Raw genomic sequence first — 21,670 nt, forward strand, 5'->3', positions numbered from 1 at the left:
CCGGCGATAAGCGGTCGTTTCTGAAGGGGTCGTTTTGATTACAATGATTGCGCCATGCCGCGGATCTTCGCGGCATGGCATGCAGGGTTTTCTGACTAAACAGTCAACGCATCATGTTGTAAATGAACCGTGTTGACCTCACTGTCCATCTGTTTAATGATGAGGGCGGTACGGCTATTGGGATTGGCGTACGCGTAGTCGCACAATTGCTGCCAGGACGTCACCTCACCTTGGGAAATTTTGGTCAACATGCCACTCCAGCGATTAAAAAAAGTCGCGTTTTTAATGTTTTTTAAATAGAGCTGGACGAACTCGGCAAATCGCTTCTCGTCTGCCTGCAATTGAATTTCCGCATTTACAGGAATATCCTGAGCCAGGCTTTCGACCTGTCCTGCCAAATCATCATAGCCGCCCGTTAAATTTTTAACCGAACGTCCCAGGGAATGGGTATCGTAAATAACGCGATGCAAGGCATGATTCTTGTTATGAATGGTGCGCAAAATCGAAGGCTTCAATTCCGGATTTTTTCCAGCATAATCTAAAATGTCATTCAGTAATTGGCGTCGGTGTGTATGCAACAACTGGCAGTATGTTTCCGTGCGCGGCATGTCGGCCCCGCGGCACAACAACATGGCAATACCACGAATCGCCTCATGTGTTTTTTTATTTTTTGCCAGAGAATCGCATAATAAATCGATTGGCCTTAATCTCATTGTGTCTTCGTAATTCAGTTGTAAAGGCTTATTGGCGACCTCCAGAGCCGCTTCCAGAGCACTGACGTTGACTTCCCGGGCAGCGATGGAAAGAACCGGTCTTTTGCGACTGCCAAAGGGATTGTCCACGTTGGCGCCGGCACGAAGCAATTCCTTGACGCCTTCGCCAAAATCCCGAAAAGCCGCGAGATGAAGCGGCTGCATCTCGCGCGCCGTCGCTTCATCCAACTGAATGTTATCTGCCTGGTCAATTAAGGGTTTGTAGGTCAGAACCCTGCGTATGCAGTCAATCGAGCCTGTTTCAATGGCCCTTGACAGAATGGTTCGCCCGTCTCTGTCTCTGCCATTAATAAAATGCGAATGCGAATCAGGTTGCTGCTCCTCATTGTCAACCCATATCTCCATTTCTTTTTCGTTGTGCGGCGCTTTAAGGTTTTTTTGCAGTTTGCCCTGCGCTTCGAGGAGCACAGGCAGCAAATCCAGTTTTTTTTCTTTAAGAACCAGGTGGACCGGTTGGTTTAACAGGGTATTCGCTCCGTGTTCCAGGAGAAATTGCACGTGCCCCGTTAAATCATTGCTTTCATGATCATGCTGCTGGATGACATAACTCAGAAAATCAACCATTTTCCCATGATGCCAGAATGTCTTCTGTAAAAGAGCCTCGTCTTCGCCCAGTTGCTCTTCAATGTATCGAGTGAATGCACTGAAACCCTGTGCCAGCGCATTGTCCAAAGCTGAAAAATCCATACCACATCCTTATAAAAGTCCAAAGGGATGGGCCTCATCCACGGATGGAAGATTAAATCCCTTTAGAATCTTGTCACATGACGTTGCTACTAACCTTGACCGTCAAAAGCAACTCCGCGGGCAGAAAGTATAACTTCCTGCCATAGTGTTAACCATTTTTAATTTGCTTGGCAATATCCTGATTAAAATTTTCAACCAGCAAGGTTAAAAGACGCACAGCCTGATGGTAATCGCGCTTGTCAAACACACCGGCATGCTGATGAGCATAGCGGACAGGTATACCAATATTAATCGCCGGAACCCCTTTTCCGGACATCTGTAATTTTGAACCGTCCTCCCCATAACCCATTTCCACTTCCAATTGCACTGGAATATGGTTTTTTGCAGCAATGTCCCTCACCCAGTTGACCAGCGCCTGATTGGGAATCATCGAGCGATCATAGACAAAAACCGAGGGACCCTTGCCAAGAAAAATGGTGTTTTTTCTTTCAGCGATTAATGAGGGGTAATCATCTGCAATGCCGACCTCCACATTAATCACGACATCCGGTTTGGCTGCCTGATAGACGGTTGAGGCACCGCGCATGCCCACCTCTTCCTGCACAGTGGCGGCAGCAAACAATTGGTATGCCGGCTTGCTGTTTTTGACGGTTTGCAGCACTTCACTGATGGCTGCAAGGCCGATGCGATCATCCAGGGCCTTGGCCAGAAAGCGGGTGTCACTCAGCGCTGTGAATTCACTGACGGGAGTAACTGCCAGGCCGGGACGGATACCCAGGCGTTTCACTGCATCCTCTTTATTTTCAGCCCCTACATCCAGAAACAGGAATGAAATGTCCGGCGAACCGAGCATTTTTTTGTCCCCGAGCAGATGCGGGGAATCCATACCGGAATAACCGGTAATGGGGTGCCTGTCGCCTGCAATATGCCAGCGCTGAGCATAAATGACGGCAGTCGCAATGCCGCCTACCGGGACTATTTTTACAAAACCATCGTCCGTGATCGACTCGACCATGAAGCCGGTTTCATCCATGTGCGCCATTAACAACAACCGGGGGGCCGATGGGCTGGTCGTATGGCCAATGAGATTGCCCATGCCGTCGATTTCGAGCTGAGGCAAGGCCGTGCTCCATTGCGTCTTCAGCAGTTCGCGGATGGGCTTTTCATAGCCGGAGACGGCGGGGGTATTGGTTAGTTTGGCCAGTAAAGGCAGCGGTGTAGCGGCATGAAGCGCCATACCTGACACCAGCAACAGACCTGACAGGCCGGATTTTAACAGTCCCTTGTTCACGGGTATTCTCCTTATTTTTTTAGATAAATTAAGTCCCAGACACCATGGCCGAGCCGTTGTCCGCGTTGTTCAAACTTGGTTAGCGGGCGTGTCTCAGGTCGAGGCGAGAAGCCCCCCTCTGCCTGTTGATTTACCAGTTTCGGTTCGTTATCAAGAACCGCCAGCATGTGATCAGCATAATCCTGCCAGTCGGTGGCGCAATGCAAAAAGCCGCCTTTTTTCAGCTTGGCGGCTAACAGACTAACGAACGCCGGCTGAATCAAACGGCGTTTTTGATGCCTTTTTTTAGGCCACGGATCAGGAAAAAAGATCTGGATTCCGGACAGGGAGGCCTCCGCAATCCGTGTTTTAAAGATTTCGACGGCATCCAGAGCCACAAGGCGAACGTTGGATACCCCCTGCTCATGCAAATCTGCCGCAAGGCTGCCGAGACCGGCACGATGCACTTCAATGCCTACAAAATTAATTTCCGGATGGCGAAGCGCCATGGTCAACAAGGAAGCCCCCATGCCGAAACCAATTTCAACCACCGTCTCAGCCTCGCGGTTGAAAAGAGTCTGCCAATCCCACATGTCACCGTCAAGGGGTAATTCGTAGGCAGGCAGCCATTGCTCAAGCCCCTGTTGTTGACGGTTACTGGTGCGTCCTGCCCGAAGAACGAAACTTTTGATGGTTCTTTTCATTTATATAGCCGCATCAATGACAATGGCGGCGATTATACCTCTAACTTGCCAATTTGCGATCTCTCCTTAAAATGTCCGTTTAATTTTGGCTGAAATTAATAGAAATCTTGCAAGAAGCTTCATTTTTTGGTATAAAACCGCTCTTGTATTTCGCACACGGTAATTTTAAATGAATGCCAGGAATTAATGGCTTACCCTGTTAATTCTGCTGCACCGAATTTTGGAGTAACAACATGTCTAGAGTATGTCAGGTCACTGGCAAGCGGCCGACCACGGGCAACAATGTGTCGCATGCTAACAATAAAACCAAAAGACGCTTTCTGCCCAACATTCAGGAACACCGCTTCTGGGTTGAAGGCGAAAACCGCTTCGTAACATTAAAGGTAAGCACCAAAGGTATCCGTATCATTGACAAACTGGGTATCCGTGCGGTTCTGGACAAATTACGCGCCCAAGGCGAGAAAGTGTAAGAGGATTAAATCATGGCCGCTGTGACCATCAAAATTAAATTAAAATCGACTGAGAGCAGTCATTACTACACCACAACCAAAAATCCCCGTAACCACCCTGAAAAGCTGGAGTTACGAAAATACGATCCCCTATTGCGCAAGTACGCCCTCTATAAAGAAACCAAAGTCAAATAAGTCAGTGGCCTCTATGAGGCCTTTTTTTTGCGCTGTAAAGGACCAGACGATTTGCAATGGAGCATGCCTTACCCGCATCCGATTCGACCTCTGCCCGCTGAATCGATGGGTTACCCGATGCCCGTTCAGATTAATGACTTAAGTCTTAAGCCGAGTGGATACCCGACGCTGAAACATTACTGCGACTTACCCCTTAAATCAATGTCCCACACGTCCACAACGCGACCATTGTCGACAAGGTAAAATTGATCAAACAGATTAATGGTTGGATCGCAATGCGGTATAACCAGTTCAAGCATTTCACCATTAGCAGGTAAGGGTGTGTTGCCGAGTGCGGTAATTTTTCCGTGTTCATCGCCAAACCCTCCCCAATCGTATTCCAATCCTTCATGGCTTATTATTTTAGGCTTGTGGTGAGCATTCGCATAAATGGCTTTGGTGCCTGCATCGACTGTTACGTGCTCCATGCGGTTGCAGCTGATCACCGTCGTCAACAGAGTCATTGCCGGTTGAAAAACAGGGGTAGGTGCATTACCCTGCGACTCAATCAGGCTGTATTCGACATCCATCACCGCATAAGAACCCGGCTGAATTTCAGTAATTTCGGTGGCCTCCACATCGATATCGTAAGTTCCTGTGCCTGAACCCGTTAAAATGCGGCAGGGTAAATCCTGGCTTCTGAATGCCTTTCGAATGTCACTGGCCTTTTGCATCACCTGCAGGGATTTGCTTTTACGCTCCTCGTAGGATGAAATGTGCTGCAAATGCCCGGCGTAACATTGAATGCCCACCAGATTTAGCCAGGGGTATTTGCTGAGTTTCAATGCAAAATTAACAGCGTAATCCGGCCTTACACCCGTTCTGCCTAGCCCTGAATCGACATCAACCAGCACATTGATGGGAGTGTTAATCCCCTCGCCTGCTGCGTTTAAATCAGCCAAATTCTGCTCATTATCGACCACCACCAGAATATCCGGGTCTTTTTGCAGGCAAGCCACCAGGCGTGCAATTTTAGCCGCGGTAACAACAGGCGAGGTGATTAAAATATTCTTAAGTCCATGATTAATCAACATTTCCGCCTCAGACACTTTCGCCACGCTCAAACCAATGGCACCATACTCGACCTGCAATTCAGCCAGGCGGGAACACTTATGCGTTTTAACATGAGGGCGTACCTGGATGGCGTGGCGTAGCGCATGTTGCTTCATTTCCTCAAGATTTTGAAGCAGCGTGCTTTTTTCAATAACGAGACATGGGGTGTCCAATTCCTGTTTTAACATGAGTGCTTGTCCTGAATAACAAATCAAAAAGAATAACAGGAATACAGCCGAGGTGCATGCCCTCGCAGTAAACTGAATTATAAGTCCGGCTCTTGAATACGATGCCTGGAAGGCTCCGTGTCGGGAGAATGCCAGGGATCCCTTTCAGGGAGCGTATCGGGATGGGGTTGTTGCGGTTTTTTTGGTTTTTTATCGTTTGGTCTCTGAGCGGGGTATTCTTCCGAGGCCGGTGGATCTTCGATTTCAGGCTTTATCACATCCGGACTCATGGGAGATAATTCATGGACGTGGTTTTTTGAATGGTTTGACATGGTAACCTCCTTGTGTCCCTAGCGAATAAAAACATAAATAAGAATAAAAAAAGCGGGATTTTTTGCCTAAAATCCCGCGCAATACAATCTATTTTTCATCATTTCCTCGGGAATTTTTACCTCCTTTTCTCCCGGCTTCGCTTAGGCTTTCATGGCCTCTTGTTTCAGCTGCTTTTTTATGATCGGCGGCTTGACCGCCTTTACGACCTGCTTCACTTAGGCTGTCGTGACCTCTTGTTTCAGCTGCCTTTTTTCCGCCTTCACTTGTTCCAGTCATAGCAATCTCCTTTTTATAGTTAGAATTGAATGTAAATTTCAATTAAAAATTAAATAAACACTCCTATTTATTTTTAAGAAAATAAATTAAAAATGTCAAAGCAAAAACTATATTATTTTTTATTAAAAATTACACTATTAATTTGAAAAATTTTCTATTATGAATTAGAATAAAAAAAACAAGGGACGCGCAATTTAAGATCACCTGCTTTAAAAAAGGACATTAATCAATGCCTTGCGCCAAACCAGCCTCAATTTACTCTGCTCCCCTACTGGATAATCCTTCTGAATCAGTTAAACTTATACTAAAAGCGATGTTACAAAGAGGATTTGCATGAAACCATCGTTGCAGCTCAGTATTTCGCAACAGTTAACCCTTACGCCCCAGCTTCAACAGGCAATCCGTTTGCTTCAATTGTCTACGGTTGACTTGCAGCAGGAAATCCAGCAAATCGTAGAATCAAACCCCATGCTTGAAGCCACGCCACATGAGGAAAAGGACGAACCGAATCCTGAACAAAACAAACCTCAGGATGAATTCATGGATTTCCAATGGTCGCAGCTTTATTCAAACACCAATAAACGGGCAAGCTTCGACGAGCCTGATTTCAATTATGACAATTTGTACTGCACAACAACCAATCTGCAGGATCACCTGCGCTGGCAGCTTGACTTAACCCCCATGAGCGACGTGGACAGGGTTATTGCCACAGCCATTATCGACGCAGTCGATGATGACGGTTTCCTCACTGTTCCGGTTGATGAGCTTCATGCCAGCCTCAACAGTGAGCATTGCCCTATCGAAATTGAGGAAATAATTGCAGTCAAACACCGCATACAACAATTTGATCCTGTCGGCTGCGCTGCCAATAGCCTCGCTGAGACACTGCTGGTTCAGCTTCAGCAATTGGAAGAAGAGGAAGAGGTGGCCTTGGCCAAACGCATCCTGCGCAATGACATTGAATTATTGGGCCAACATAATTATCGGCAATTGATGAAGAATTACCAGGTGAACGAATCAACCCTGGATAAGGTTCTTCAGATTATCCAAAGCTTAAACCCCAAACCCGGCAGCCTCATTAATCAGGCCACAACCGAATACATTATTCCAGACATCACCGTCAAAAAAATCGACGGCGTCTGGCAGGCCTTTTTAAATAACAACACACTGCCCCGCTTAAGCATCAATAACCATTATGCTGCCTTAATTCAGCGTGCTGACAACAGCGCTGACAACCAGTTTTTGAAAAACAATCTCCAGGAAGCCCGCTGGTTCTTAAAAAGCGTCCAAAGCCGTCAGGAAACGCTGCTGAAAGTAGCCAGTTGCATCGTCAAATACCAGCAGGATTTTCTCGAGCTCGGCGATGAAGCGATGAAACCGCTTATTTTAAATGACGTGGCTCAGGCCCTGGACATGCACGAATCAACGATTTCAAGGGTCACTACCCAAAAATTCATGCACACCCCCCGCGGGGTTTTTGAATTAAAATATTTCTTTTCAAGCCATGTAGCCACGGCCAATGGCGGTGAATGCTCGTCCACTGCCATCCGCGCAGTCATTAAAAAACTCATTGCCGCGGAAAACCGGAAAAAACCATTGAGCGACAGTAAAATTGCCCAATTAATAGGCGAGCAAGGCATTCACGTGGCACGCCGTACTGTGGCAAAATACCGGGAGGCTATGGGTATTGCTCCCTCAAACGAGCGCAAAACCATCCGTAGTTAAGTGTTAATCAATTGAAGGAGAATGTTATGCAAATCAACTTCACAGGCCACCATGTTGAAGTGACGCCTGCCTTGAGGGCTTTTACGCAGGATAAATTTGATAAACTGGAGCGTCATTTTGATAAAATCACCGCCATTAATGTGATTTTTGATGTAGAAAAACTCCGTCAAATTGCTGAGGCCTCCGTCCTGATTGCCAAAGGCAAGCTGCATGCCCGGGCAGAATCCGAAGACATGTATACTGCCATCGATGAATTGGTCGATAAACTCGACAGGCAATTAATTGATCACAAGGAGAGAATTCGCGATCATCGCGAGTAATCCAGCCTGCAAGCCATGCCAGGCGCATGGCTTGTTCCTGTCCTCACGTTCTTCCTGCTTCCCATTATTTAACCGGTATAATTCACCGGTTGCATTGTCAACCATGGCCCAAAAGAGGTAAAATAGTGCAACTTTTACCCATAACCAGCATTTATGCAGCTTTTTCAATTGCTTAATGAACACCGTATCCTGATCGATGGTTGTTCACACAGTAAAACAGCAGTACTGACTAAAATCAGTCAGTTATTCAGTGACGACTTTCCTCAATTGAATGCCAATGATTTATTTGAAGCTTACTGGCATCGCGAGAGTCTGGGCAGCACCACCCTCGGCCATGGTCTTTTGATTCCCCATGTTCGATTCTCCGCCATCGATGCTCCAGCCGCCTGCTTTATCCGCCTGCAACGCCCGGTGGATTTCGGGGCCGAAGACAAACAGCCAGTGGATCTGGTAATTGGCCTGCTCGGGCCTGAACATCACCCGGAAAAGCATTTAAAAGTGCTTTCAGCGATCGTGAAGCAGGTCAGTTGCGAGGCATTTCGCGACCAATGCCGCAGTGCCTCTTCATGGGACGAACTGGTCCAGGTACTGAAACAATTACCTGCCAGAAGTTAATTTTAGAGATTATGCGCCGGGACATTGAGACAAACCCGTGTGCATGTTACATTGATGGCGCTATGATTAAAACAACCGTGACTATCATCAATAAGTTGGGCCTTCACGCCAGAGCCTCTGCAAAATTCGTGTCTACGGCATCGAAATTTCAGAGCCACATTGACGTAACCAAAGGTTCTCAAACCATCAACGGCAAAAGCATTATGGGTGTCATGATGCTTGCCGCCAGTAAAGGCACAGAGCTTACCCTGCAAATGGAAGGCCCCGACGAAGAGCAGATGCAACAGGCTCTGGTGGAATTGATTAATAACCGTTTTGGCGAGCCTGAATAATTCTAATCCCCGCGCTGACGAATGCGGTAAAGAGTGACTACGGTTTTTAGCGGTCCTGACAAGGCATACAGAACAAACCCGGTAAATAAAACCACTGACGGATTGGCCGCAATCGCCACAAATAAAATGATCATTAATAAAAGGTAAAGAAAAGGAACCTTGCCTTTAAAATCCACCTCTTTAAAACTGTAATAACGAATATTACTGACCATCAGCACCGCGGTGGACACGGCAATCAATGCGGTGACAATGGCAATGAACAGATTGTGTAGCTGATTCTGGTAGCAAAACCAGGTCAACGACGAGACGATGGCTGCGGCTGGCGGGCAGGCTAACCCCTGGAAATAACGCTTGTCTGCAACCCCAACCTGGGTATTAAAACGGGCTAAGCGCAAGGCCACAGCGGCAGTGTAAAGAAACGCCACCAGCCAGCCTATTTTGCCGAGGGCATGCAGACTGAAACTGTAAAGAAGCAGCGAAGGGGCTACGCCAAACGTAACCATGTCCGACAAACTGTCGTATTGCGCGCCAAATTCGCTTTGCGTATTGGTCAGTCGGGCAATGCGGCCATCAAGGCCATCGGCCAGCATCCCGATAAAAATAGCAATAACAGCAGGCTCATAGTGTGCCTTTAAGGACGCAACGATGGAATAAAAGGCGGCAAACAGACTTGCGGTAGTAAACAAATTGGGCAACAAATAAATGCCAGAATGACTTTCTTTCTGCTTCACAACGCGAACTCTCACCAAGTAAAAACCCTACCATGCTAGCATAACACAAGGCCTCAGAGCTATGGCTTCGTTGTTTGTTATTGATGATGCTATACTAGGCATACTGTTCTTTAATTGCCTGAGACATGACTGACAAATCCACCGATAAAAAAATCGTTATCGAAGGAATAACCGACCAGGGGAAGCCTTTCAGACCCAGCGACTGGGCAGAACGTATGAGCGGTGCGATGGCCAGCTTCAAAAACAGCCGCATCCAGTATTCCCCACTGCTGCAACCCAGCGTCAATACCGACGGCTATAAATGCGTGCTTCTTGATCCCAAGCTCAAAGACAGCAGTCCCCAGATCTACCATGCGATTTTGGAATTTGCCCGCGAGAATAACCTTAAAATCTGTAATGAAGAAGAAACCGACCGCTAATAGCCCTGCGATGCTTTAAAGCTCAAGGTGACATTAATCATTTTCTCAAGCAATGTGTTGGCTGTGGCCAGCGTCATCTGGAAATTCATCGCCAGAATACCCGCAAACAGGAAAGCCAGCCCCTTGGGCCCATGCTGTACACCCGGTTCACTGGCACTGACTAACAGGGTACAGCCGCGAATGAACCAGATAAGCCCTGCCGTCTGGATAACCAGCGTCATGGAACTGGTGATGTCATACGGATTGTATTTGGCATAACTGAAGCTGCCGCCCATACCAAACGTGGTGTTGGATAAGGTTTGAACCGCAGACGGCAAAAACAGTAACGCCGCACCGCCTAAAAAATACGCGAGAGGAATAAACATCTTTTCATGGCTGCCGCCACTGGCGCGCGCATCACCAATGCGGCGAAGTTTGGCAATGGCCACGAAAAAAAAAGAGATGCCGATAAGATACGCCAACCCGGATATTAAATGCTGGACTGGAAAAAGTGAGCGGCTGACATTGCCGATCATTACGATTAAATCATTCTGATCCATAGGTTAATTATATACCTAAATAATTAAGGGACACTTGCAATGCGTAATTTTTCCCCTATATTAGTGTCTTTCTTATTGAACGATTGAACACCATGCAAGTGAATACCTTTCCGGTTACATTGGAAGAAGCGTTTATGATTTCCCCCAATGTAAAGCATTTTATTTTCCGCGCCAATCTGTCCCCCGCATTTAATTATCTAGCTGGACAATTTATAACCATACACTTTGAGCATGAAGGAAAAATGCTGAAGCGAAGCTACAGTATCGCCAATGTTCCCACGCAAAACAACCGTATCGAATTTGCCGCCGGTTATGTCGAGGGCGGTCCAGGCACCCAGCTTCTCTTTAACTTAGCCCCCGGCGATACGATTAATATCAACGGCCCCTTTGGCCGCCTCATCCTGAAAGAGGATACCCCCAAACGCCTCATTTTGGCAGCCACCAGTACCGGGATTACCCCTTACCGGGCCATGATTGATGAGTTGAAACACCGCCTGCGCAAACAGCCTGAATTAAAAATTGTCATTCTGCAAGGGGTCCAGCGGCGAGAGGATCTGTTGTATACCGATGAGTTCCTCATGCTGGCTCAGGAATTTCCCCAGGTGACATTCAGGGCTCATTTAAGCCGGGAAAGCCAGGAAAACCTCCTGCCTCATGAATATAAAGGGTATATACAGCGTGCTTTCCCTGAGTTAAATCTCAACCCCGAGAACGATGTGGTGTACCTGTGCGGAAATCCTGGCATGATCGACGATGCCTTCAATGACCTCAAGGAAAGAGGGTTCGCCATGCAACAAATTATTCGTGAGAAATACATTTCCCGCTAAAATCACGATCAAAGTAATCCATGCTGCTCGCATAAAAGCAGCAATGACAATAAAATAAAACCGTTTTAATGACGAGGAGAGAGGCTACAATGTTTTACGATGAATTATCCGCCATCATGGACCATCTTCTTCAGGATGGAAAAGGTATTTTAGCCGCTGACGAAAGCAATGGCACCATAGGCAAACGCTTTGAAAGCATCGGCGTTGAAAACACGGAAGACAACCGCCGTGATTACCGTCTGTTACTGGCCAATACCGCAGGCCTTGAGCAGTACATCAATGGCGTTATCCTTTTTGAGGAAACCTTCCAGCATAAAGACCAGCATGGTACCCCCATCGCCCAACTGTTTGCCAACAACGGCATTATACCCGGCATTAAGGTGGATAAAGGCCTGGTTGATTTAGCCAATACCGACAATGAAAAAATTACCCAGGGTTTAGACGGCCTGAAAGACCGCCTGGTTTATTACAAAGAACTGGGTGCAAAATTCGCCAAATGGCGCAATGTGTACTCCATCAGCGAATACACGCCCAGCCTAACGGCCATTAAAGCTGGCGCAGAAGTATTGGCTCGTTATGCCGCCGTTTGCCAGTCTGTCGGCATTGTGCCAATTGTTGAACCGGAATTGTTGATGGATGGCAACCACGACATTGACCACTGTGCGGAAGCTTATGAAATGGTGCTGCATGAGCTGTTCCATTCCCTGTTCGTTCATCAGGTGGATCTGGAGCAGATCGTATTAAAGCCCAGCATGGTCACCTCTGGGAAAGAAGCAGTCCCCTTCAGTTCGCCGGAAGAAGTCGCGGATTACACCATCAATGTGTTTCGCAGTAACGTTCCCGCGGCTGTTCCCACCATCAATTTCCTTTCTGGCGGCCAGACACCGCAACAGGCCACGGTTAACTTAAATGCCATTAACAGTACCGGTTACCAACCCTGGACCTTGAGTTTCTCTTATGGCCGTGCGCTGCAGGAAGATTGCCTTAAAATCTGGGGTGGCAGGGCAGAGAATGTCGAAGCGGCCCAGGCAGCACTGCTGAAACGCGCTCGTTTAAACAGCGCAGCCTGTTTCGGTGAATACCGCCCTGACATGGAATAAGAAAACGTGTCGGGCCTTTGGGCCCGACTTCCTGACAACTTCGCTTAAATAATCTCAAACCGAGCAAACAAGGGCACATGATCCGAGAGCATGCGCCAGGGCTTTCCCTGCAAACACTGCACCTCTCTCACTTCCATACCGCGAAAATAAATTCTGTCGATACACAACGCCGGCTTTATCGCCGGAAATGAACGGGCATGCCGCCCTTCCGTACGATAAAAGGCTTCATGAATACCTAATTCTTCGGCCAACGGTTTGGATAAATGCCGGCGCCAGTCATTAAAATCACCCGCCATCAGCAAAGGTTCATTTTCCGGAATCACATCAGCAATCCGTTGCATTAAGGCTTCGCATTGTGACGCCCGCTCGGCTTTAAATAAGCCAAGGTGTACACAGAGCAAATGCACCGTTTTAAACGGTACGCCCTCAAGCTGGATTTGCCCATGTAGAATGCTGCGTGAGGCGCGGTTCATCGTGGACAAATTGATGTTTTCAAAAGCAGTAAAGGGGTATTTGCTGATAATGGCATTGCCATGATGGCCGGACTGATAAACCGCATTTTTGGCATAGAGGTAGTGCGGCCAGATTTTCTCGGCCATGTATTCAAACTGGGGTGCCTCCGGCCATTCATTAATGCGCTTTTCGCGGCGCCGATGCAGGCCCTGAACTTCCTGAAGAAAAACAAAATCCGGATTAAGCTCCGCTAAAGCGTCACGCATTTCGGGTAACAAAAAGCGCAGACGGCCCACACCAAATCCTTTATGGATATTGTAGGTTATAATGGACAGAGTCGATTTTGTCTCCTGCATCGAAATACCTCCAGAGCATCTACTTAGAGCATATCACCAAAAAAACACCTTGTATGCCCAAATAACACTCACTCTTTCTGATTTGCCTTAGCGTGTTGATTTGTTTAATTTTAATATAAATCTTGCGGTTACACGAATAACCATGATGAACTAGGGGTTTGAACCTTGCTACCCTGACGCCTATGAAAGCAACCCATGGCAAAATCAAGATTCCGGGCTTCACCCTTGCCTACAAACAATGGGGAAACCCCGACAGTCCAGCCATTCTGGCACTGCACGGCTGGCTGGATAATGCCGGCAGTTTTAATCTGCTGGCTCCAATCCTGGCCCGCGATTTTCGTTTAATCGCCGTTGATTTACCCGGTCATGGCTTGTCGTCGCATTTACCCCCGGGGTGCCATTATCATTTTTTTGATGGCATTTTTACTCTGGTCAATCTAATCCATGCCCTTCATCTCGATACCGTTCATTTGCTCGGTCACTCCATGGGCGCTTGCCTTGCAAGCCTTGTGGCCGGAGTAATACCCGAGCGGATTCTATCCATGGCCCTGATTGAAGCGATTGGCCCTTTTTCCAGTCCAGAAGCCCGTTGCTGTGAGCAATTGGCCCATTACGCCCATCACTTAGGCAGCAGTAACAAACAGGAACGGCCCTATCCTTCATTAGAAGCTGCCGCTCATGCACGGGCAAAACGCGGCTATTTATCCCTGGAACATGCGGCCATTCTTTGTGAACGCGGTGTGCGCAAACAGAACAATTCTTATTATTGGCGGCATGATCGGCGCCTGATTGCACCCACTCCCCTGCGTCTGACCGAAGGGCAGATTCTTTCCTGTCTTAAAAAAATAACGGCCAGGAGCTGTCTTATTTTGGCTGAACAAGGATTTAATTTTGACGAGAAGGATATTGAGGGACGTGTTAAAGCGGTCACTGCACTTGAAGTCATCCGTATGGGTGGAGGGCATCATTTGCACATGGAAAAACCAGATACTGTCGGACAGTATCTGGTTGAGTTTTTCACAACAGCTTAACCCTTAGGATGGGTGTTCAGCAAGCAGGAGTCGGTATGGATAGCGACATCAGCCAATGATTTCTTGACATCATCGATGGAATAGCCAAGATCGATGGCTGCATTCAATACACCGCAACCGCCTTCTTCAAAATTGACATACGGTGTCCAGTAATCCATGTTAGCTTTCACCATAACATCAAAGGCTTTACGGGCATCCCAGCCAGGCATGTTGGCCAGCAGGTAATACAGGTGGTTGTATACACCGCTGGAGTAATGCACGTCCAGACCGCTGCGGTATTCATCCGCTGTGTCGATGGACATTCCGTCACGGCTTGGCTTGTCCATGTAACGAAGAGCATCCCAACCGCTGTCTTCTTTCATGATTTCAGGACCAATCTGCCAGCTGTTGTGGCCGGTGGAATAGTATTCTGCTGCCTGGGCTGCCATGTCGGAGAAGGCTTCGTTCATACCACCGGATTGACCGTAGTATTCCAGATCAGAATGTTGTTCGGTGAAACCGTGGCTGATTTCATGACCGCCAACGCCTAAGGAGACCAAAGGATACATCATGGACTCGCCGTCACCGAAGGTCATTTGCTTGCCATCCCAGTAAGCGTTTTCGTAGCCCGTTCCGTAGTGGACTCGCATGACAAGCTGCATGGGGGTGCCGTCTTTTTTCACCAAGGCTTCAACACCATACCAATCATGGTACATGTGCTTAATGACATAACCGGCGTAAAGCGCATCGTTGGTGGGGGAGTAAGCGCCATTGTCGCGATCGTAGCCATCGGCCTTGTAACCGGTCCAGAACGTATCCTGAGCGCCATCGCCTGTACAGCTGAAACGCATGGGCTTGTTATTGGAATAATACTGATGGTCCATGTCCACGACTTTGACATCGGTGTTTTCCATGTAACACATTTCAACATCCGCATCACGGGTCAGCTCAAGGTAAGGGTAGCTGCCTGCGCCAAATTCGTACTCACCGATTTTATGGTTGCCGCCGAAACCCCTTCCTTTGGCCGCAGTACGGATAGTCTTGACGTCGTTCCACTGAACAAACGGTTTGAAGGTTTTGGCATCCACGATGGCCGTTGGACGCTCGGGGATTTTGTCGTCATGTCGAACGAAAACGCTGACTTTGTAGGCCCAGTGCGCGTTGTGTTGATCGTCAATATACACCATGGGGATGACTTGCTGTTCGCTGACGTCTTTACCCTGGTAGGCTTCAACAAAGTGCTGCAGCGCCGTTTGCCCGCCACTGACGAAATCAGCCGCCGGTTGGCCCAACTCGCTTTGCAGGTTAGTGTAAACCACACCATTCATGTTGACATCCGCCTGGCTGGCGAGCAAGCCTTTGGCCGTTTTGCCGCTGTGCAGGATGGCATAACCACCATGCACCATGAACCCGGCGTAGTGCTGTTGCATTCGGATATGAGAAACATGATTTCTGTCAGTGTGCTCTTTTAAGAATTGCAGGGAATCCTTAGAAACCGCTGAAGCTTGTTTTGCGCCGGGCAGAGCCAGGTGAAATTGTTGTTGCAAGCTTTTCAGTGAGGTTTGATTAAGATTGACAGCTTGAGAAGCCTGGACTGAGGCACTCATAATGAGCGCAGCCGCAAGCGGTGTTAAGTATAATTTATGCATTAATCATAACTCCTTTAAGATTAATAAATATGAGGCAATCGTGTTGCAGCATGCGCCCATGTCGATCATCCCGCCGCACAACGAACATCCCCTGTTGTCCGGCATGGTCCTTTTAAAATTTAATATTCGCTTTTCGAGCAGCCTGTTTTTTTGCATTCGAGTATTACTAAAAATTCGACATTAAACCTTAATTGGTATCGGTCAAGCTAACATAAATTTTTTATTTTTAAAATCTTCAATTTTTAATCACGTATTTCCTACTTACTCCCGTCTGAACGCTCGACCACACCACAACACGGCACTTTTTTATGCTAACAGTAAACACTTTTTTCATGTTTTTTTGTAGTCACGGCCTGGATTGTGCTACCATGCCGCCACCAGAGAGGAAACTGGACTGAGGCCAAAATTGAGAAATGAGCACGATTACACACGATATTGAGTCAGCCGTTACACGTCTTCGTCAGGGCGACATTGTGGCGATTCCAACCGAAACCGTTTACGGGCTGGCAGGCAGTGCTGAAAATGAACAGGCCATACGCCGCATATTTGCCTTGAAAAACCGCCCGCTCAATCATCCGCTGATCATGCATGTGGCAGAGCATTGGGACTTGTCAACCTGGGTTACCTCTCTGCCTGACTATGCCAAAAAACTGATTGACCATTTCTGGCCCGGCCCCTTGACACTGGTGCTGCCCAGTCATCCGGACAATGTTCACCCGCTGGTCAATGGCGGCCAAACCACGCTCGCCATCCGCTGCCCCAGACACCCGGTTATTCAGGAGGTATTAACACGGCTCGGTGAACCCTTAGTCGCCCCCTCCGCCAACCCATTCGGCAAAATAAGCCCCACAACCGCAGGGCATGTGCAGCAAAGTTTCCCCCATGCCCCATTACTCATTTTAGACGGCGGCCGCTGCGCGGTCGGGATTGAATCCACCATCGTGGCAGCCACTGATCCGCAAGGTTACCAGATTTTACGCCACGGCATGGTGGATGAAGCCATGCTGGCGGCCCTGCTGCCCGGACAGGAATTGAAAGAACAGAGCACGCTGCGTGCTCCGGGACGGCTTGAACACCATTATCAACCGCAGAAACCATTGTATTGCTTTGAGGATTCGAACGCCCTGGAAACATTCCTGAAAGGGTATAAGGGTCAGGTGTATGTCCTTTCATTTCAGAAAAACACCCGCTTTGCAGGGGAAATCGGTTATCAGCTGCCTGCCGATCCGGCGGTTCTGGCCTATGAACTGTATTTCCAGTTGCGTCAAGCCGATGAAGCGCGCGAACCCCTTCTCGCCATGGAACTTCCACCGCACACGCCGGCCTGGCAGGGGGTGCGCGAACGGGCTCTCAAAGCGGGAAGAAAGCACGCCCTTTAAGGGTGTTGTTGAAGCTCCATTAAGGTATCCGCCGGCGTGACCCTGTCACCTTTGGCACACCACACCGCCGCCACCGTGCCGGCAAACGGCGCCTGAATTTCGGTTTCCATTTTCATGGCTTCCAGCACAAACAAGGCTTGACCGGCTTTTACCCTGTCGCCTACAGCCACCTGAATACTGACAATCGTGCCTGGCATCGCCACTTTGATGTCACCAGGCCCGTTTGACTTTTTAATGGTGGCCGGCTCCCTTTTTTCCTTGTCGTCGTGTTGAATGATCACTTCTTCCGGTACGCCGTCGACCCAGAGAAAGCAGGATTGCTGCCCGCGTGTCGGAGTACCGTAACCGGCCACTTTCACATGGTAGTTTTCGCCATGGAGAATGAGGTCAAATTCAGACAATTCATTGCTTTGAGAGGCATCAGAACCAAGCAGGGGTTCCGGCGTCAATGCATTCTCCTGCCTCTCCATAAGGAATTGGCGGCCAATTTCCGGAAACATGGCAAAAGATAAAACATCTTCTTCACACAGGGCCAACTCGCCAATTTCCCTGCGCAATCGGGCTAATTCATTGGGGATTAAATCCGCCGGGCGCACATCAATGATTTCTGTTTGGCCAATGGCCTTTTTTAATACGCGGGGATTAATTTTACCGGGGGCAGCCCCGTACTTGCCCTGGCAATACAACTTCACTTCATTGGTGATGGTCTTGTACCGTTCACCGGTCAACACATTCATGACCGCCTGGGTGCCAACGATCTGGGAGGTCGGCGTCACCAGCGGCGGGTAACCCAGATCTTTTCGCACCCGTGGGATTTCCTGATGGACTTCGGCCACCTTGTCCAATGCCTGTTGTTCTTTCAACTGGCTGTAAAGGTTGGAAATCATTCCACCCGGCACCTGATAAAGCTGGACCCGGGGATCAATATCACGCGCTTCACTTTCAAATTGCTGGTATTTTTTGCGAACATCGTGGAAATAGTCGCCAATTTCCAATAATAAATTTAAATCAAGGCCAGTATCAAATTCTGTTCCAGCCAAAGCGGCGACCAGAGGTTCTGCGGCAGGATGCGAGGCTCCCCCGGAAAATGAAGAAATTGCCGTATCAATGTGCTGACAACCGGCTAAAACGGCCTGATAATGACAGATCGCGGCTAATCCGGAGGTGGCGTGAGTGTGCAGGTGCACAGGCAGCCCGGTCGCCTCAGCCAGGGCGGTGAATAATTCGACGGTGGCGCCCGGCGTTAATAACCCGGCCATGTCCTTGATGGCCAGGCTATCACAGCCCAAATCGGCCAGCGCCTTGCCCATGTCCACAAAATTGGCCAGGGTATGCACCGGACTCGTGGTATAACAAATGGCCCCCTGCGCATGCCTTTTATGTCTTTTGACACAGGCGATGGGGACACGGAGATTGCGGACATCATTCAAGGCATCGAAAACACGGAAAACGTCCACGCCATTATTGGCTGCAAGGCCAATAAAAGCCTCTACCACGTCATCGGCATAATGGCGATAGCCCAACAGATTCTGGCCTCGCAGCAGCATGGACAGACGGGTATTGGGTAAGGCCTCGCGCAGCAGGCGCAGACGCTGCCAGGGATCTTCTTTTAAAAACCGCAGACAGGCATCAAACGTCGCGCCGCCCCAGACTTCCATCGCCCAAAAGCCGACCTCATCCATTTTTCTGCAAACAGGCAGCATGTCGTCGGTACGCAGGCGCGTGGCAATTAAACACTGATGAGCGTCACGTAATGTCACATCGGTAATATGGGTGGTGGCCATACAACAGTCCCTCGTTAATTACATCACTTTATCAACCATAGCATAGAGAAAACCGGGACAGAAGTTTGGCCAGGAAATTCACCGCGTTATCTGTTCATGCACTAAAAAAATGGAAGAGAACATGCCGACATCGTGCCGATATCATCTTAAATATAGACATTATTGCAAAGATCAGGCAGAATCGCTGATCTTTTTATCCATCCGGGTGTGTATGAAAAAAATTCTTGTGCTGCACGGACCCAATTTGAATCGTCTCGGTTCACGCGAGCCCTCCATCTATGGCGTGGCTACCTTGTCTGAACTGGATGAGTCATTGGAAAACCAGGCGCAGGCAGCCAATATTCATTTAACCTGCAGGCAAACCAATGCGGAAGGTCAGTTTATCGACCTCATTCACAAAGCCGCCGAAGATGGAATTGATTACCTGATTGTCAATGCGGCAGCCTTTACCCACACAAGCATTGCCATTCGCGATGCCTTGAGTTCCGTGCCTATCCCATTCATAGAAGTGCACATCAGCAATATCTATGCGAGGGAATCGTTCCGACACCATTCCTATCTGTCGGACATTGCCCGGGGTGTCATCAGCGGGCTGGGGACAAAGGGGTATAATCTGGCGCTTGAAGCAATCATTGAAGAATGGTCTTAATTAATTAGAGAGTTATCCATGGATATCCGTAAAATCAAAAAATTAATTGAATTACTCGACGAAACCGGTATTTCAGAAATTGAGATTAAAGAAGGCGAAGAATCCGTTCGCTTAAGCCGCCACAGCCATGTGGTCGAAGCCGCTCAACCGGTGCGTTACGCACCGCAGTCAGCCCCTGTGCAGGCTCCTGCCGCGACGGCAGCGCCACAGGCTCAGGCACCAGCGGAATCGGAATCTGCCACAGTGAACGGCCACAAGGTTCGTTCGCCCATGGTCGGTACCCTGTACACCTCCCCTTCACCCGATGCCCAGCCTTTTGTCAAAGTGGGCCAAAAAGTCAAAGCCGGTGATACCCTGTGCATCATTGAAGCCATGAAAATGTTTAATGAAATTGAAGCGGACAAGGCGGGTACCATTGCAGCGATTCTCGCCGGCAACGGCGACCCGATTGAATACGATCAACCCCTGTTTGTTATTGAATAAGGGGTGAGTCATGCTCAGTAAAATTGTAATCGCCAACCGCGGCGAAATTGCGCTTCGTATTCTGCGGGCCTGTAAGGAATTGGGGATTCAGACTGTGGCCGTGCATTCCGATGTCGACAAGGATTTACTGCACGTGCGCCTGGCCGACGAGACCGTTTGCATCGGTCCTGCCAGTTCGCAGAAAAGCTATCTGAATATTCCAGCCATTATTTCCGCAGCGGAAATCACCGATGCCGTCGCCATTCATCCCGGCTATGGTTTTCTTTCTGAAAATGCCGATTTTGCCGACATTGTTGAGCAAAGCGGCTTTCGCTTCATCGGCCCGCGCGGCGATACCATCCGCTTGATGGGCGATAAAGTATCCGCCATTGCCGCCATGAAAAAAGCCGGGGTTCCCTGCGTTCCCGGTTCTGATGGCCCGCTGGGGGATAATGATGACTATAATCTGGAGTTGGGTCGTAAAATTGGCTATCCGGTTATCATTAAAGCGGCCGGAGGGGGAGGCGGCCGGGGCATGCGTGTGGTTCACAGCGAATCCAATCTGTTGAACGCCATTGCCTTAACTCGCAGTGAAGCGAAGGCGGCCTTTAATAACCCCGTGGTTTACATGGAAAAATTCCTTGAAAACCCACGCCATGTTGAATTTCAGGTGCTGGGCGACGGCAAAGGCAACGCCGTTTATCTGGGTGAACGCGACTGCTCCATGCAACGACGCCACCAAAAAGTCGTGGAAGAAGCGCCAGCGCCCGGCATTACGCCGGAATTACGCCACGAAATCGGCGAATGCGTGGTCAAGGCCTGCCGTGATCTGGAATACCGCGGCGCGGGCACCTTTGAATTTTTATACCAGGACGGTTGTTTCTATTTCATCGAAATGAACACCCGTATTCAGGTTGAACATCCGGTAACGGAAATGATCACCGGCATTGATTTGATTAAAGAACAGATCAAAATAGCCAGCGATCTGCCTTTTACGCTGAAGCAGGAAGACATCCAGTTGCGCGGCCATGCCGTGGAATGCCGTATTAATGCAGAAGATCCTAAAAACTTCATGCCCAGTCCCGGCACCATCCGCCTGCTGCATCAACCCGGAGGCCCAGGCATTCGCTTTGACTCGCATCTTTACAGCAGTTACACCGTGCCGCCCAATTACGACTCCATGATTGGTAAATTAATCAGTTACGGTGAAACGCGGGAAGTGGCCTTTGCCAGAATGCGCAATGCTCTGGATGAAATCATCATCGAAGGCATCAAGACCAACATTGAGTTGCACCAGCGTATCATGCGCGACAAAGCCTTTATCGAAGGCGGTACCAATATCCATTATCTTGAAAAAATGCTGAAGGAATAAGG

25 protein-coding genes are annotated in these 21,670 nt (G+C 48.7%); 14 read left to right on the top strand and 11 right to left on the bottom strand.

The window, feature by feature from the left end; genetic code table 11:
- Positions 1-95: 95 nt before the first annotated feature.
- The 3 genes from GH742_RS12265 to trmB all read right to left on the bottom strand — a co-directional run bounded on the left by GH742_RS12265 (position 96) and on the right by trmB (position 3,434).
- The gene (locus tag GH742_RS12265) at positions 96-1,460 is read right to left on the bottom strand and encodes an ankyrin repeat domain-containing protein (protein ID WP_203455206.1); all 1,365 of its coding nucleotides are present in this window, start codon (positions 1,458-1,460) and stop codon (positions 96-98) included.
- A gap of 148 nt (positions 1,461-1,608) precedes the next feature.
- Entirely contained in the window at positions 1,609-2,697 is a 1,089-nt protein-coding gene (locus GH742_RS12270) for a M42 family metallopeptidase (RefSeq protein ID WP_203456941.1), read from the bottom strand.
- Positions 2,698-2,762: 65 nt separating this feature from the next.
- On the bottom strand, positions 2,763-3,434 hold the full coding sequence (gene trmB / locus GH742_RS12275) for a tRNA (guanosine(46)-N7)-methyltransferase TrmB (RefSeq protein WP_203455207.1): 672 nt from the start codon (positions 3,432-3,434) through the stop codon (positions 2,763-2,765).
- Positions 3,435-3,667: 233 nt separating this feature from the next.
- Between trmB and rpmB the strand changes: the two genes are divergently transcribed.
- Together rpmB and rpmG are read left to right on the top strand one after the other, a co-directional pair.
- Positions 3,668-3,904, top strand: coding sequence for a 50S ribosomal protein L28 (rpmB, locus tag GH742_RS12280; RefSeq protein ID WP_108292997.1), 237 nt, complete (start codon positions 3,668-3,670; stop codon positions 3,902-3,904).
- A gap of 12 nt (positions 3,905-3,916) precedes the next feature.
- Positions 3,917-4,078: a 50S ribosomal protein L33 gene (gene rpmG / locus GH742_RS12285; protein WP_203455208.1), complete on the top strand. Its 162-nt coding sequence runs from the start codon at positions 3,917-3,919 to the stop codon at positions 4,076-4,078.
- A gap of 176 nt (positions 4,079-4,254) precedes the next feature.
- Here the strand turns inward: rpmG and GH742_RS12290 are convergent, their stop codons facing one another.
- From GH742_RS12290 to GH742_RS12300, 3 genes are all read right to left on the bottom strand, one after another.
- A complete protein-coding gene (locus GH742_RS12290; RefSeq protein ID WP_203455209.1) occupies positions 4,255-5,358 on the bottom strand; it encodes a DSD1 family PLP-dependent enzyme in 1,104 nt (367 codons plus the stop codon).
- A gap of 77 nt (positions 5,359-5,435) precedes the next feature.
- Positions 5,436-5,669, bottom strand: coding sequence for a hypothetical protein (locus GH742_RS12295; RefSeq protein WP_203455210.1), 234 nt, complete (start codon positions 5,667-5,669; stop codon positions 5,436-5,438).
- 88 nt (positions 5,670-5,757) lie between these two features.
- Positions 5,758-5,946 (bottom strand): hypothetical protein, encoded by a 189-nt coding sequence (locus GH742_RS12300; RefSeq protein WP_203455211.1) that lies wholly within the window; start codon positions 5,944-5,946, stop codon positions 5,758-5,760.
- Between the two features lie 333 nt (positions 5,947-6,279).
- On the opposite strand from GH742_RS12300, the gene GH742_RS12305 reads away from it, so the two are divergent.
- From GH742_RS12305 to GH742_RS12320, 4 genes are all read left to right on the top strand, one after another.
- Complete coding sequence (locus GH742_RS12305; protein ID WP_203455212.1) at positions 6,280-7,671, top strand: RNA polymerase factor sigma-54; 1,392 nt, start codon at positions 6,280-6,282, stop codon at positions 7,669-7,671.
- Between the two features lie 26 nt (positions 7,672-7,697).
- Positions 7,698-7,991 (top strand): ribosome hibernation-promoting factor, HPF/YfiA family, encoded by a 294-nt coding sequence (hpf, locus tag GH742_RS12310; RefSeq protein ID WP_058530957.1) that lies wholly within the window; start codon positions 7,698-7,700, stop codon positions 7,989-7,991.
- Between the two features lie 153 nt (positions 7,992-8,144).
- The gene (locus tag GH742_RS12315; protein WP_203455213.1) at positions 8,145-8,606 is read left to right on the top strand and encodes a PTS sugar transporter subunit IIA; all 462 of its coding nucleotides are present in this window, start codon (positions 8,145-8,147) and stop codon (positions 8,604-8,606) included.
- A gap of 62 nt (positions 8,607-8,668) precedes the next feature.
- On the top strand, positions 8,669-8,938 hold the full coding sequence (locus tag GH742_RS12320) for an HPr family phosphocarrier protein (protein WP_203455214.1): 270 nt from the start codon (positions 8,669-8,671) through the stop codon (positions 8,936-8,938).
- A 2-nt stretch (positions 8,939-8,940) separates the two neighbouring features.
- Here GH742_RS12320 and pssA read toward each other — a convergent pair whose 3' ends face one another.
- Positions 8,941-9,669, bottom strand: a complete 729-nt coding sequence (gene pssA, locus GH742_RS12325; RefSeq protein ID WP_203455215.1) for a CDP-diacylglycerol--serine O-phosphatidyltransferase — start codon at positions 9,667-9,669, stop codon at positions 8,941-8,943.
- A gap of 125 nt (positions 9,670-9,794) precedes the next feature.
- On the opposite strand from pssA, the gene GH742_RS12330 reads away from it, so the two are divergent.
- Complete coding sequence (locus GH742_RS12330; RefSeq protein WP_203455216.1) at positions 9,795-10,088, top strand: DUF3579 domain-containing protein; 294 nt, start codon at positions 9,795-9,797, stop codon at positions 10,086-10,088.
- Here the strand turns inward: GH742_RS12330 and GH742_RS12335 are convergent.
- Entirely contained in the window at positions 10,085-10,627 is a 543-nt protein-coding gene (locus GH742_RS12335; RefSeq protein ID WP_203455217.1) for a type IV secretion protein IcmC, read from the bottom strand. The two genes, GH742_RS12330 and GH742_RS12335, sit on opposite strands and share 4 nt — an antisense overlap.
- A gap of 92 nt (positions 10,628-10,719) precedes the next feature.
- Between GH742_RS12335 and GH742_RS12340 the strand changes: the two genes are divergently transcribed.
- Together GH742_RS12340 and GH742_RS12345 are read left to right on the top strand one after the other, a co-directional pair.
- On the top strand, positions 10,720-11,454 hold the full coding sequence (locus GH742_RS12340; RefSeq protein WP_203455218.1) for a ferredoxin--NADP reductase: 735 nt from the start codon (positions 10,720-10,722) through the stop codon (positions 11,452-11,454).
- 89 nt (positions 11,455-11,543) lie between these two features.
- Complete coding sequence (locus GH742_RS12345; RefSeq protein ID WP_203455219.1) at positions 11,544-12,554, top strand: class I fructose-bisphosphate aldolase; 1,011 nt, start codon at positions 11,544-11,546, stop codon at positions 12,552-12,554.
- Positions 12,555-12,598: 44 nt separating this feature from the next.
- Here GH742_RS12345 and GH742_RS12350 read toward each other — a convergent pair whose 3' ends face one another.
- Positions 12,599-13,363: an endonuclease/exonuclease/phosphatase family protein gene (locus GH742_RS12350; protein ID WP_203455220.1), complete on the bottom strand. Its 765-nt coding sequence runs from the start codon at positions 13,361-13,363 to the stop codon at positions 12,599-12,601.
- A 182-nt stretch (positions 13,364-13,545) separates the two neighbouring features.
- On the opposite strand from GH742_RS12350, the gene GH742_RS12355 reads away from it, so the two are divergent.
- Positions 13,546-14,394 (top strand): alpha/beta fold hydrolase, encoded by an 849-nt coding sequence (locus GH742_RS12355; protein ID WP_203455221.1) that lies wholly within the window; start codon positions 13,546-13,548, stop codon positions 14,392-14,394.
- On the opposite strand, the gene proA is transcribed toward GH742_RS12355, so the two are convergent.
- A complete protein-coding gene (proA, locus tag GH742_RS12360) occupies positions 14,391-16,022 on the bottom strand; it encodes a zinc metalloprotease ProA (protein WP_203455222.1) in 1,632 nt (543 codons plus the stop codon). The genes GH742_RS12355 and proA overlap by 4 nt on opposite strands.
- Before the next feature lie 413 nt (positions 16,023-16,435).
- Here proA and GH742_RS12365 point away from each other — a divergent pair, with 413 nt between their 5' ends.
- Positions 16,436-17,401 carry an L-threonylcarbamoyladenylate synthase gene (locus GH742_RS12365; RefSeq protein ID WP_203455223.1) on the top strand — a complete coding sequence of 322 codons (966 nt, stop codon included), beginning with the start codon at positions 16,436-16,438 and terminating at the stop codon, positions 17,399-17,401.
- On the opposite strand, the gene oadA is transcribed toward GH742_RS12365, so the two are convergent.
- Positions 17,398-19,185, bottom strand: a complete 1,788-nt coding sequence (gene oadA, locus GH742_RS12370; protein WP_203455224.1) for a sodium-extruding oxaloacetate decarboxylase subunit alpha — start codon at positions 19,183-19,185, stop codon at positions 17,398-17,400. The genes GH742_RS12365 and oadA overlap by 4 nt on opposite strands.
- 211 nt (positions 19,186-19,396) lie before the next feature.
- On the opposite strand from oadA, the gene aroQ reads away from it, so the two are divergent.
- Genes aroQ through accC form a run of 3 tightly spaced genes read left to right on the top strand, consistent with a single transcriptional unit; the run spans position 19,397 to position 21,668 of the window.
- Positions 19,397-19,834, top strand: coding sequence for a type II 3-dehydroquinate dehydratase (gene aroQ, locus GH742_RS12375; protein WP_058530945.1), 438 nt, complete (start codon positions 19,397-19,399; stop codon positions 19,832-19,834).
- An 18-nt stretch (positions 19,835-19,852) separates the two neighbouring features.
- Positions 19,853-20,317 carry an acetyl-CoA carboxylase biotin carboxyl carrier protein gene (gene accB / locus GH742_RS12380; protein WP_203455225.1) on the top strand — a complete coding sequence of 155 codons (465 nt, stop codon included), beginning with the start codon at positions 19,853-19,855 and terminating at the stop codon, positions 20,315-20,317.
- A 10-nt stretch (positions 20,318-20,327) separates the two neighbouring features.
- The gene (gene accC / locus GH742_RS12385; RefSeq protein WP_203455226.1) at positions 20,328-21,668 is read left to right on the top strand and encodes an acetyl-CoA carboxylase biotin carboxylase subunit; all 1,341 of its coding nucleotides are present in this window, start codon (positions 20,328-20,330) and stop codon (positions 21,666-21,668) included.
- The last annotated feature ends 2 nt before the right edge of the window (positions 21,669-21,670 follow it).

Source organism: Legionella sp. MW5194, assembly GCF_016864235.1.
Classification (GTDB): Bacteria; Pseudomonadota; Gammaproteobacteria; order Legionellales; family Legionellaceae; genus Legionella_C.